This window comes from Paenibacillus sp. CF095, assembly GCF_900101225.1.
Lineage (GTDB): Bacteria > Bacillota > Bacilli > Paenibacillales > Paenibacillaceae > Paenibacillus.
The window spans coordinates 2,195,533-2,208,667 of record NZ_FMZN01000001.1 but is presented as its reverse complement, the minus strand read 5'-3'; the positions used below and the strand labels follow the sequence as shown (position 1 = coordinate 2,208,667).

General features: G+C 45.3%; 12 protein-coding genes. 11 read left to right on the top strand and 1 reads right to left on the bottom strand.

What is annotated here, in order from left to right; genetic code table 11:
• Positions 1-131 precede the first annotated feature (131 nt).
• The 4 genes from BLS69_RS09560 to BLS69_RS09545 all read left to right on the top strand — a co-directional run bounded on the left by BLS69_RS09560 (position 132) and on the right by BLS69_RS09545 (position 4,520).
• Complete coding sequence (locus BLS69_RS09560) at positions 132-1,289, top strand: type III polyketide synthase (RefSeq protein ID WP_091030798.1); 1,158 nt, start codon at positions 132-134, stop codon at positions 1,287-1,289.
• Positions 1,276-1,995, top strand: a complete 720-nt coding sequence (locus BLS69_RS09555; RefSeq protein ID WP_047842870.1) for a methyltransferase domain-containing protein — start codon at positions 1,276-1,278, stop codon at positions 1,993-1,995. The genes BLS69_RS09560 and BLS69_RS09555 overlap by 14 nt, the downstream gene beginning before the upstream one ends.
• 6 nt (positions 1,996-2,001) lie before the next feature.
• A complete protein-coding gene (locus tag BLS69_RS09550; RefSeq protein ID WP_091030795.1) occupies positions 2,002-3,150 on the top strand; it encodes an NAD(P)/FAD-dependent oxidoreductase in 1,149 nt (382 codons plus the stop codon).
• A gap of 179 nt (positions 3,151-3,329) precedes the next feature.
• Positions 3,330-4,520, top strand: coding sequence for an aminotransferase-like domain-containing protein (locus BLS69_RS09545; protein WP_091030792.1), 1,191 nt, complete (start codon positions 3,330-3,332; stop codon positions 4,518-4,520).
• A gap of 67 nt (positions 4,521-4,587) precedes the next feature.
• Here the strand turns inward: BLS69_RS09545 and BLS69_RS09540 are convergent, their stop codons facing one another.
• On the bottom strand, positions 4,588-5,013 hold the full coding sequence (locus BLS69_RS09540; RefSeq protein ID WP_091016472.1) for a MaoC family dehydratase: 426 nt from the start codon (positions 5,011-5,013) through the stop codon (positions 4,588-4,590).
• Positions 5,014-5,174: 161 nt separating this feature from the next.
• Here BLS69_RS09540 and BLS69_RS09535 point away from each other — a divergent pair, with 161 nt between their 5' ends.
• The 7 genes from BLS69_RS09535 to BLS69_RS09505 all read left to right on the top strand — a co-directional run bounded on the left by BLS69_RS09535 (position 5,175) and on the right by BLS69_RS09505 (position 13,135).
• Positions 5,175-6,173 (top strand): LacI family DNA-binding transcriptional regulator, encoded by a 999-nt coding sequence (locus BLS69_RS09535; protein WP_339309345.1) that lies wholly within the window; start codon positions 5,175-5,177, stop codon positions 6,171-6,173.
• Positions 6,174-6,290: 117 nt separating this feature from the next.
• Positions 6,291-7,175 carry an AraC family transcriptional regulator gene (locus tag BLS69_RS09530; RefSeq protein WP_176872649.1) on the top strand — a complete coding sequence of 295 codons (885 nt, stop codon included), beginning with the start codon at positions 6,291-6,293 and terminating at the stop codon, positions 7,173-7,175.
• An 85-nt stretch (positions 7,176-7,260) separates the two neighbouring features.
• Positions 7,261-8,526, top strand: coding sequence for an ABC transporter substrate-binding protein (locus BLS69_RS09525; protein WP_091030785.1), 1,266 nt, complete (start codon positions 7,261-7,263; stop codon positions 8,524-8,526).
• 54 nt (positions 8,527-8,580) lie between these two features.
• Complete coding sequence (locus BLS69_RS09520; RefSeq protein WP_036608160.1) at positions 8,581-9,471, top strand: carbohydrate ABC transporter permease; 891 nt, start codon at positions 8,581-8,583, stop codon at positions 9,469-9,471.
• A gap of 15 nt (positions 9,472-9,486) precedes the next feature.
• Entirely contained in the window at positions 9,487-10,368 is an 882-nt protein-coding gene (locus tag BLS69_RS09515; RefSeq protein ID WP_091030782.1) for a carbohydrate ABC transporter permease, read from the top strand.
• Positions 10,369-10,568: 200 nt separating this feature from the next.
• Positions 10,569-11,978, top strand: a complete 1,410-nt coding sequence (locus BLS69_RS09510; RefSeq protein ID WP_091030780.1) for a spore germination protein — start codon at positions 10,569-10,571, stop codon at positions 11,976-11,978.
• A gap of 41 nt (positions 11,979-12,019) precedes the next feature.
• Positions 12,020-13,135: a GerAB/ArcD/ProY family transporter gene (locus BLS69_RS09505; RefSeq protein WP_176872648.1), complete on the top strand. Its 1,116-nt coding sequence runs from the start codon at positions 12,020-12,022 to the stop codon at positions 13,133-13,135.

Genomic DNA, 13,135 nt, shown 5'->3' with positions numbered 1-13,135 from the left:
GAAACCAAGCTTCTGAGCTTGAGGATGTATTAATAAACTGGATTAGGAGCCTTATTGAGATTATAACGATATCGTTAAGGGTAAGAGTTGTTAAATTAGAGGAAATAATGACCAATACCAGGAGGTTTATTATGAACCAATATAACAGTCCATCCGATATCGCGATTCTTGGCATGGGAACGGCTCTACCTGCTCACCCCGTAGCGCAGTCAGATATTGCAGAACTAATCGCTTCTTCTCTTCAGGATCGGCCAGATTTGGCCCGTTTTGCCAGACGAATATTCAAGTCCTGTGGTGTTGAAACACGATATACCGTGGAACCGAGCTATCTGGGTTCACTGGAAGAATGCCGTTATCTGCCCTCTGGTGAGCGTTCAGACATCCCGACAACCGAAGAACGAATGAATACATACAAGCGAGAGGCGCTTCCACTCGGGATTGAGGCGGCAGAGAAAGCCCTGGAGGATTCAGGCGTATCTCCAAAGAGTATCACGCATATCATCACGGTCAGCTGCACCGGTCAATATCTGCCGGGTCTTGATGTTATGCTCATCCGTCATTTGGGTTTGTCTGCCCGAGTTAATCGACTGCCGCTGATCTTTCAGGGGTGTGCGGCAGGGTTGAAAGCCATTCAGATGGCACGAGATGTTGTGCAGGGAGCTCCCGGATCACAGGTCCTTGTGGTCTGTGTAGAGTTGTGCACCATTCATTTTCAGCCCGTACAAGATCGGGAAGCGCTGTTTGCAGCTTCATTCTTCGGAGACGCTGCTTCTTCCTGTGTAGTGGGTACACCAGAACCTCAGCACAAGAATGTTCTGAGTCTGGGCACGGGTTATTCTGTGCTTCTTCCGGATTCGACTGAAGATATGACCTGGGAGGTAGGGAATCTGGGGTATGACCTGTATCTATCCCCTCGTATTCCAAAGCTGTTAGGTGTTCACCTGGAAGAGGAACTGCGTCTCTTATTGCAAAGTGAACAGCTTCCTGAACTGTGGGCCATTCATCCGGGAGGACGTGGGATTGTGGACTCTGTACAGAATGTAATGAAACTGCGAGACGAGCAAACAAAGTATAGCAGGGATGTCCTCAGAACGTATGGTAACTTATCTTCCAATACCATTCTGTTTGTACTGAACGCGATGCGTGAGGACATGAAGGCACAGGTTCAATCCTCTACAGATGGTGTAGCCATGGCATTTGGACCAGGACTCACCGCAGAGTTGATGAAATTCACTTATGTACCCTCATTATCTTCAGTGATGGAGGAGCACGATCATGTCCTTTTTTAGAACATTGTCCATTCGAGCCAAGGAAGATGAACTGATGGATGATTTCTCTCTGGGAGGGGAGGAGCTGCGTGAAGCGCTTAGACATCTGAGACGTCTTAACAAAATATTTGCAGCACCTGGCCCAACTCTGGCTGGTGTAGAGAAGTTGTGGAACTCTGTCGGCAGGCCGGATAAGCTGACTCTACTGGATGTGGGGGCAGGTTCAGGAGATGTGAACCAGAAACTACTGCAATGGGCAGATCGTCAGGGTGTTCAGTTGGAAATTACGCTGGTTGATCTGACGGAAGAAGCGTGTGAGGAAGCGAGACAACTATTCCGTGACGAACCCCGAGTCCGGGTACAACGTGCCGATCTTACACAACTGCCGGATGCTTCAGCAGATATTGTGACAGGTTCCCAGTTCGTGCATCATTTTGACGGAGATCAGCTGGTTGATATGGTTTCTCATATGCTGCGAGCATCCAGATACGGTGTCGTCATTAATGATATTCACCGCCACCCCGTATCCTATAAGGCGGTCTGGATTACTACACGGATGATCTCGCGCAATCGTTATATTCGTCATGATGGGCCTCTTTCCGTAGCCAAAGGTTTTACAGGGAGGGATTGGAAGGAACTTAAACAACGGCTCAATCATGATACGATGACCTATGAATGGAAGCCGTTATTCCGTTACTCTGTTGTTATTCCCACGAAAGGCAGGTGATCTTACGTGTCGAAATCGATAGATGTGATTGTCATCGGAGCCGGAATTGCCGGCAGTACATGTGCAATGCAACTGGCAGGGAAAGGACATCGGACCCTTTTGCTGGATCGCCAGGAGTTCCCGCGGCACAAAACCTGCGGTGAGTTCATGTCACCCGAAACCAAGGAGATGTTAGAAGTTCTGGATATTCACCTTCTGGACCGGTCGAAGAAACCCAGCACCATGGATCATGCCAAAATCGTTATGCCACAAGGCGGAGTGATCGAAGCACCGCTGCCGGGATTTGCATATGGAATAAGTCGATATGAGCTGGACCAGATTTTGCATCAGAAGGCTCTGGAGGCCGGAGCCCAGATTGTGACCAAAGCGACCATAACGAGCATCGAGCAGCTTGAGGATGCCAGTTATGAGGTTCAGGTGAAACAGGGAGATGAGCGGATCAGTTACAGAGCCAAAGCCGTCATCGGAGCACATGGGACCAAGAAACCGCGTGGGATGGCTTCCGCACCTGATCTGCGGGATCAAACCGTATATGTTGGTATTAAATCTCACTTCAGCGGTATCCAGATTCCAGCACGGGTAGAGTTATATTTTTGCGAGGGAGGTTATGTGGGGATTTCCCCGATTGAGGACGGCAATGTGAATGTCGCTGCATTGTTGACACTGGATACCGTTCAGGGAAGTGGCAAGTCTGTCAACGATATTTTACAGGCGGCTTCCCTGACAAACGTGAGTTTGGCAGCCCGTTTAGCCGAAGGAGAGCCTGTAGATGGAACGCAAGTGTCGATTGCGCCGCTGCATCTATCCAATGTTCCTGAACCATGGTCCCAATATCCGCATATTGGGGATGCCATGCTGATGATACCGCCCTTATGTGGAGACGGAATGTCCATTGCCCTTCGCTCTTCACTCCTGTGTGCAAGGTGGACTGACAAGTACCTGCAAGGCGACATTGAACATGCCGATTGGCAGAGTAATTACACACTGGAAGCAAGCCGCGAATTCACCCTACTGCTCAGACGCGCAAGAAGAATTCAAAAGCTGGCTTTTGCCAAAACCAATAAATTCTATCCTGGTCTGGCCCGTATGATCCCCGGTCTAGCCGCTTATGTTGTGAAGGCCACACGGTTATCCGAGATGAACGCAGCGCGCTAATAGGCTGAAATTTTGCTCAATACTTATGCGGAAGAGGTTGCTGACGGCGGCCTCTTTTTTGGTGTATAAACATTAATTTTGTCGAGACAGTTTGGAAATTTGGGAAATGCTCGTATAATAGAATCTAATGTAATGATAGAGAACTAAGTCAGATGAAATGTCGGGAGGCACTATTTAAGATGAATTATTCATTTTCCAATCGTATCGCTGCACTGCAACCATCCATTATTCGAGAGATTCTGAAGGCTTCTTCGGGTCAAAATGTAATTCCATTCGCTGCGGGTAATCCCGCTCCGGAAACCTTTCCTATTGAGGCGATTCGCACGTTCACCCAAACCATTCTGGAGCATGACCCGGTCACGGCTCTGCAATATGGAATTACGGAAGGATATGTTCCCCTCAGGGAAGCATTGACTCAACATTTGAAGACAGGGTTTGATACAGGGACTGCAGCCGATCAATTGTTCATTGTATCTGGAGCGCAGCAGGGGATTGAACTTGCCTGTAAAGTGTTCTGTAATGAAGGGGATACAATTATCTGTGAGAGTCCGAGCTTTATCGGTTCCTTGAACTCCTTCCGGGCATCCGGTGCAAAGCTTGCTGGCGTTCCGATGGAGATGGACGGTATGGATATCGAGAAGTTGGAAGAGGCGCTGCAAACGGAGAAAAATGTGAAACTGATCTACGTGATCCCAAGTTTTCAGAATCCGACGGGTGTAACAACAAGTCTTGCGAAACGTAAGGCCATATACGAGCTGGCTAAGAAGTATGGCGTTATGATTTTGGAAGATAACCCGTACGGAGAACTTCGATTCAATGGAGAAGATGTGCCAACCATCAAATCTATGGATGATGAGGGGCTGGTCATCTATGTTGGATCATTCTCTAAAATTCTGTCGGCGGGACTGCGTGTTGGTTTTGTACAAGCACCACATGAAGTCGTGGAGAAGATGGTTGTTGCCAAACAGGGAGAAGATGTACATACGGCCATGCTTCCACAGATCCTGGCGTACAAGTTCATGACAGAGTATGACTATGCAGGGCATATTAACAGTATTCGTGAGGTCTATCGGAGAAAAGCAACATTGATGATGGACAAGCTGCAAGAGCATATGGGTGAGTCCATTACCTATACCCAACCGGATGGTGGACTGTTCCTCTGGTGTGATCTGCCAGCACATGTGCCAATGCTTGATTATGCCAAGACAGCGGCAGCTCAAGGGGTTGCGGTTGTACCGGGAAATGCATTCCTGGTGAACGAGCAAGACCCTTGTAATGCCATCAGACTTAATTTCTCAACCCCGTCAGACGAACAGATTGTCAAGGGCGTAGAGATTTTGGGGCAGGTATTGAAAGGTTATAACGCTTAAAAATGCTTCAATGTGATACATCTACGAAAAGCCGCCAATTTGCGGCTTTTTTGGCTTTTTCTCAGCCTTAATTATCGATTAATGCACTTAATTCTGCCTGAAATACCTTTTGATTCTTTTGATTGAAAGTACTCAGCAGCACCGTAACAATCCCATTTCCTTTTCGTCTGGGAGACAGTCCAATGACTTCTGCAATGACATGAAGTTCATCATCCGGAAAGACAGGTTTCAGGAATTGAATGTTATTCATCCCGGTGCCCGCCACAACATGCTCTCCATAGACCCCAACCTCAATCCATAATTTAAAGGAGATATTCATCGTTTGCATGCCAGAAGCAATTAAACTGCCGAAGCGGCCTTGCTTGGCCTTTTCCTCATCCAAATGCATGTACTGTGGGTCATAGATTGTGGCAAACTCAATAATATCACTCTTGGATAATGCCAAGGATGTGGTTTCGTAGCGCTGACCTATTACATATTCACTAAATCTCATGAAGGCACCTCGGTTTCTTTAATATGTTTTTTCGTAGTTGATGTTTTGCTAAGAGACATGACTGGACTGACGTGTTAAAATGCTAGTGAACTATCCCGTGTGTATTGCTGTGTTACTGCCATAATTGACTAAACAGATGAAACTGTCTTTGAGGAGTATATATGATGACAACGATTAAAGATGTAGCCAAGATGGCTGGTGTAGCCAGTTCGACCGTATCTTGTGTACTCAACGATAAAGGGAATGTAAGTGAGCCAACAAGACTTCGAGTACTTGAGGCAGCGACTCAACTCAATTACGTTAGGCATGGTCCTGCATCGGAATTAAAACGAAATAGTACACAAACCATTGGTGTTATTGTCCATGACATGTCCAGTCCGTATTTCTCGGATTTGGTGAACGGAATAGAAACCGTCGTCATGAGTCATGGATACGATATGATCGTATGTAGTTCGTTGGGTGGAGAGAAGTCGACAGCCCATCGTTACATTCGTGAAAGAAGAATTGACGGAGCTATTGTTATCGCTCAGAATATTCAAGATCAGTTGCTTGTTGAAGCATCTGAAGCAGGCTTTCCGATTGTTGTCATGGATCGGGATCTGGATGCTCAACATATTGTAAAGGTTTTGATGAGTGATACGCAAGGTGGTTACTTGGCTACCCGTTATCTGATCGATAAAGGGCATCGGACAATAGCTTATATTAGTGGCCCGTCACAATCGGAATGTAATCTCCATCGTTATCAAGGTTATTTGAAAGCCTTGAAGGAGGCAGGCATCGAAGAGAACCCCGAATGGAAAATTGGCGGACAATACATGAAGCAAGATGGCTACAATGCAGCCAAGAAACTGCTTGAAGGAGAGTTGCCATCCGCTGTATTTTTTGCAAATGATGAAATGGCGATCGGCGGCTTGGAAGCCTTCAGGGAGCATGATATCTCAATACCTGAGCAGTTATCCGTAATTGGCTTTGACAATATACCTGCATCTCAGTATATGAATCCACCTCTAACCACATTTCGTCAGCCGAAGAGGGATGCAGGCCAGCTCGCAGGTCATGTTCTCTTCCAACTGCTGAACGGAGAGATCGTAGAGACGTTATATACACTGGACATCCAATGCGTGGAACGTGATTCTGTTCGGCTCCTCAACCTGAGTTGAGGAGTTTTTTGCATTCTATAGAATTTTAAATACTTAAAAAGAAAGGAGAGTAGCCATTCATGCATAATATAAAGACGAGGAGTTTTTTTGCGTTGGAAATAAATGGAGGTTGATACGATGGGCGTACCCACTTTTTTGGAGACAGGCCATATGCAAGAAGGTTTTCCCATTCGGGTAATTCATACAGGAAATCAGTTCAATTATGCTGCACACTGGCATGATGAGGTTGAACTGGTTCTCGTCAATGGAAAGAGCGCCAGAATTGGCGTGAACGACCACGTGTGTGAGTTGGAAAAAGGGGATGTGCTGCTGATCAAACCAGGTGATGTGCACTGCTTTTTGCCGGGGACCGAACATTTGATCATTATCTTGTTCCGACTCGAATTGTTAACCGGCAGTTTCACCACCGAAGCCGAAATTCAGGATCTCGGACAACTTTTCAACAAAACAACAGTTATTCCCTCGGATACAGGAAGTCAGAGCAATCTGACTCAATATATAGATGACATCATTACCGAGAAGAAAAATCAGAAGCCAGGATACCGATGGTTAATGGTATCCAGGTTGTATGATCTCATCATACTTTTATTACGTACAAGATTACCGGTTACCACCGATGAATCTTCATCTTCAGGATGGGCATGTACTTCCTCCAAAAAATTTGAATTCCTTGAATCGGTCTGTGAATACCTGGAGGAGCACTATGCTGAGCCCATTAAGCTGGAACAGGTAGCGGAACATATTAAATTCAGCAAGTTCCATGTCTGCAAACTGTTCAAAGAGATCAAGGGAGTAACACTGATGGAATACTTGAATCATTTTCGAATTATCAAATCCGAGTGGGCCTTATTGTTCCGTCAGGATACGATTCTGGAAATTGCGATCGGACATGGATTTAACAATGTTAACTCCTATAACCGTCTTTTCAAAAAATATAATGACTGTACACCCTCCGAGTTTCGTAAGAAACATCGTACGAATATGACAAAATATGGAGGATAATGCACAATATTTGTGGAGAAAGCCCTCTCCAAAATCAATATACTCTAATAAATTGTAAGCGTTTCCTTTTTGAAGGAGGGGGCCTATGAAGAAGTGGTTTAAGCCAACTATTGTATTTGTATGTGCAGCGATGTTGTTAGCTGGTTGTCAGTTCAGTCCATCGAATCAAACCAAACAACAGGAGATTACCGTGTGGAGTTTTACAGATGAAGCAGGGTACGCCATCGAGAAATTCGAACAGAAATATCCTGACATCAAAGTGAACTTTGTCAACATCCCCGGTAATTTCTATATCACCAAGCTGAAATCTGCGCTACAGACAACCTCGAAGGCTCCAGATGTATTTATGATTGAAAATGCGAATATTCGAGAGCTGATTGACGTTCCATATCTGGAGAATTTATCAGCTTCGCCGTATAACGCCAATGAACTTATCCAAGAACAATATGCTTTTGTTCAGGCCAATGAACAGGACAGTGAAGGAAATGTCAGAGCGATAGGTTATCAGGGAACACCAGGGGGCATCTACTATCGTCGGGATTTGGCGAAAAAATATCTGGGCACCGATGATCCTGAGCAGGTGGGTTCACAGATCGATACATGGGAGAAGATCTTCGAGATTGGAGAGAAGGTACAGCAACTTAGCGGGAATAAAGTACATGCATTGGCGAATTGGAACGCTATATCGAATTCATATGATGGTATACCTTGGGTGAAGGACGGCAAACTTGTCATCGATCCAACTTACTTGGAAGTGCTCGATCTTGTACGTGAAGCACGTGAGCGGAATGTACTTGCCGAGTATGAAGATGGAAGTGCAGGTTACGCTGCATCCATGCAAAAAGGAGAGGTCATGTTCTATCCCGGGGCAACCTGGGCACTGCAATATACGTTCAAGGCCAACGCCCCGGATACCGAAGGCATGTGGGGCTTGGCTCAGGGACCGTCAGCGTTTAGTGCAGGCGGAACTTATATAGCGATGTATAGTAAAAGTGACAAAAAGGATCTCGCCTGGAAGTTTATTGAGTTTTATAACTTTGACCACGACTTCCTGTCCGAGTTAGCGAAAGAACAGGATTATTTCACCAGCAACATGGTTGTGAATGATGAACTTGCCCCGTCTCTCTCATCGTCTTATTTGGGAGGACAGAAGCATTTCGAGTTTTTCTCGGAGGCTGCAAAACGGGTACCTGTATACGAACGCACCAAATATGATGCCACGATTAACAATGATATCTACAAGATTGTACTCCAGTTATATCTCAATAAGGACATTCAGACCAAGGAAGAAGTCGTAAAGCGAATCAAACGTGATGTTACCTTGAGATTTCCGGAGCTGGAAGTGGATTAGCTTATAAGCGAGCGAATGATTATACACATCCGATGATAACTGGGGGGATAGAACATGTTTGCCAAAACGATTCGCAAGGACCATTACGGCTACTACTTCATTGCTCCGTTTTTTATTATTTTCACCACTTTTGGGCTGTATCCCATTTTATATTCGCTTTACATCAGTTTTACCAACTTTGATGGGATCACGACACCTGACTTTGTAGGGATCGGTAACTACGTCGCCGTATTACAAGACCCGTTGTTCTACAAAACCTTGTTTAATACGTTATTCATCTGGGGCGTATCTGTAGTTCCGCAGCTCACAATCTCACTTGTGTTGGCTTTTATCTTGAATGATAAGCTGCTCAAAGGACGGGACTTTTTCAGAGCCGTATACTTTTTTCCCAACATCGTTACGGCGGCATCACTTGGACTACTTGTCAGCTTGATTTTTGACTGGCAGTCTGGTGGACTAAATCATTTTTTGGTGCAGACCGGCATAATACAAGATCCAATTAACTGGAAAAATGATCCCTGGTTTATGCGTCTGATTGTATCATCCATTTTGTTTTTTCAATACTTTGGCTATTCCATGGTCATCTACTTAGCTGGTCTTCAGGGCATTGATCCTTCTCTGCTGGAGGCTGCCCAGATGGATGGCGCGAAAAAGAAACATATTTTCATCCATATTATCGTGCCAATGCTCCGTCCAATTATTTTGTTTCAGATGATTACATCTATTATTGGGGGCATCCAGATTTTCGATCAGCCATTTACACTAACCAACGGCAATGGCGGTCCTGACCGGGCAGCCATGACCAGTATTATGTATCTCTATAATGTAGCATTTCAGAGCACGCGTTTTGGTTACGGCGCTGCCATCGCATTTTGCCTGTTCATCATTATCATATTGTTGTCTGTTGCATCCTTCATCATGACCAAGCGCAAGAGCCGTTCATAGGGAGGGGAGTTCTTCATGCAAACTGCGAAATCAATGGAACAACCAAATGCAGCAATTCAACATTATGCCAACACAAGGCGACTAACGGCGGGTAAGATCATCATATATCTGTTGCTGATTGGTCTAGCCGTACTCTGTATTATTCCATTCTATCTGATGCTCATCTATTCCACACACAATAATGCAACGATTGCTTCGACGTTTACATTTCTCCCTGGATCATTCTTGATTGATAATTATATGAACATGGTATCCAAAATCAACATATGGCGTGGGTTTGCCAACAGCATATTTATTGCTGGAACATCGACCGTATTATCTCTGTATATTGGGGCTTTAACTGCCTATGGATTTGCCAAATTTAAATTCAAAGGACGAAACGGGTTGTTCCTGTTTCTGTTAGCAACCATGATGGTGCCGGGTCAACTGGCTTTGATTGGCGTATATCGACTATTCAGCATGATGGGACTTCTGGATAGCTACGCCGCAATTATTTTGCCTGCTGCGGCTAACGCATTTAATGTATTTTTTATCAAGCAGTTCATGGAGAGCAGCATCCCGGATGAGATTATAGAATCTGCGCGTGTGGACAGTGCTGGTGAGTTCCGGACGTTTAATCAGATTGTACTGCCTATTCTGGGGCCGGCAATCGCCGCCCTTGGCATATTCACGTTTATTGGATCATGGAATAATTTCCTGACACCGCTGGTGCTATTTTTCTCCCTGGATAAATATCCGCTTCCGGTATTGGTTGCGCTAGTGCAGGGGTACTATGGGATGGATTATGGACTCTTGTATTTGGGTGTAGCGATCTCAATCCTGCCTATTATTATTGTATTCTCTGTATTTTCCAAACAGATTATTGGGAGTGTTGCTTTGGGTGCTGTGAAAGGATAGTGATAAATAGAAAATAGGGAATTTCAAAGATCAAGATCAACGAATTCATAGGAATGCAATAGCGTTCTATATCATCAGAGTCGCTCATGAGGGCGGCTTTTTTGGCATTCTATATTTTGCGTATATATCCCATCTGATAAGTAAAGGATACCTTTAACTGAGAATATCTGGACGGAGCGTTTACGGAAAGGGGAGGCGTCATGGACACATCAGCGATAACACAACAGGACCTGCCATTAACCGGACAACTTGTTATTGATCAAGAAATGTTACGCTCCGTTTTTGCGGCTTGCTCGGACGTTATATTTCATACATTCCAAACCGCGTGTCTTACATCAGCGTTATGCGTATATTGTGTTGGTGTATGCGATACGGAGCGGTTGGAACGACAGGTACTAACGCCCCTTCAGGAAACGGGGATCAAAGCTGCGCAAGTTCCCCTGGCTTCTGTTAAGCAAGTTGAAACGACTACTCAGGCAGTACAGGCCATATTTGAAGGAGAAGCTCTGTTACTGCTGGACGGTTCAATAGGAGGAACTACATACCCTCTATACCAAGCTGCAAATCGTTCAACGGAAGAACCGTTAGCTGAATCGACCGTGCGTGGTGCACGGGATGGGTTCACAGAATCGTTGACCATGAATATGTCTTTACTGCGCAAACGTCTCAAGACACCTGTATTGAAGATTCATACACGTAATATGGGAGATCGTACAAACACCAGTATTTCACTTGTATACATGGAGGGGATTATTGACCCCAAACTTGTTAAGGAAGTGGAGACACGACTTGGCGATTTAAAACTCCGAGACGTACTGGAGAGTCAGTACATTGAAGAAGGCATTGTTGATCAGCGATATTCACCATTTCCACAGATGATTGCGACGGAGCGCCCGGATGTCGTTGTTTCCAACTTGCTGGAAGGTCGTTTTGCTATTCTCGTTGACGGAACGCCGTTTACCCTTATCGCGCCAGTGACCATTTTTTCCATGTTACAATCCCCCGAAGATTATTATCAAAATGTGTTCATGAGTGTTTTTGTACGCTGGCTGCGATACATTTTTTTTGTTTTATCCATGCTGCTTCCATCGGCTTATGTAGCGATTACGACGTTTCATCAGGAGATGATTCCTACCGTATTACTTCTCAGTATTGCTCGGGCGAGAGAAGAGATCCCTTTTCCTGCACTGGTGGAAGCACTCATTATGGAAATTGCCTTTGAAGCATTGCGTGAGGCTGGCGTCCGATTGCCCAAGCAGGTCGGATCAGCGGTCAGTATCGTGGGAGCCTTAATTATTGGGCAAGCGGCGACGAGTGCCGGAATTGTCTCAGCCCCCATGATTATCATTGTCGCGATTACCGGTATCGCTTCTTTCATGATCCCTCGCTATGCTGCCAGCATCGCGACCCGTCTACTACGTTTTCCCATGATGTTTCTGGCAGGAACGCTGGGACTCACGGGTGTCATGTTGGGAGTCATCTTGGTTGTCATTCATCTAAGCAGTCTTCGTTCATTTGGAACCCCTTATCTCTCACCGGTAGCACCTACGATGGCTAAGGAACTTAAGGATGTATGGTGGCGTCCATCCCCAAGGAACAAACCACACTAGAACAATCTACATTTCGAGCAAACAAGGGAGCGGGATTACATATGTTGACTGACAAAGGGAAAATATCGGTGACTCAATTGGCATTTATGGTCTTTCCCGCCATTCTCGCAACGGCTATCCTGTCCGTGCCTGGAATTACAATGCACTATGCAGGACATGACATGTGGATGACTCCAATTATAGGTTCTATTGTTGGATTGGCTGCTATTGGTATTTCCGTTGGACTTGATCGTCTGTACCCTGGAAAAACACTCATTCAATCCAGTGTATTGATTATTGGTCGGATTCCGGGCAAGTTATTCGGTCTGATATATATCGCTTTCTTGCCCCACCTGACGGGCTTGATTATTCGGGAATACGGTGAATTCATTGTCAATAATGCACTTCCGCGTACACCTTTGTTTGTTGTGATGGGTACCATGGTTGTTGTATGTGCGATTAATGTCAGACTCGGGATCGAAGTTGTCGGACGAACCTCTCAAGTATTTGTTACCCTGCTGATCGTACTGCTGGCTTTGATCTTTATATTATTGATTGGTGAACTGAATCCTGCCGAGCTGTTTCCTTTTATGGAGAAAGGTCCAATTCCCATTATTACGGGGGCTGCTGCACCTGCTGCATGGTTTAGTGAATATATCGTGTTGGCTTTTCTGCTACCTTATGTGAATGAAAAAAAACGAATAACCCGGGTCATGCTGGGTTCCCTTGTGTTTACAACAACTGCAATGACAGTTACCAATCTGTTTTGCCTGTTTTTAATTGGTGATTTGACGGATACATTTGTATTTCCGGTCATGATCGCAGCAAGATACATAACCATTGCGGACTTTCTGCAGCATATCGAATCCCTTATTATAGCCATCTGGATTTTCGGTATTTTCGTTAAAATTTCCGTTTTTCTATATATCTTTGCTACATCAACCGCGGAATGGTTTGGTTTGCGAGACTACAAACCTGTCGTTGGTCCACTTTCGTTCCTGTGTATGGTATTTGCTTACTGGGTTGTGTCCGGTGGATCCGGTATTTCCAGTTTGGTTAGCGCTTCAGCCAACTTGTATACGATCAGCATTTTATTTATCCTTCCGGCTATGATCTACGGTGTCGCATGGCTGAAGAAAGGGTGGGCACATTTTCGGAAGAATCGAGCGAACACCTGA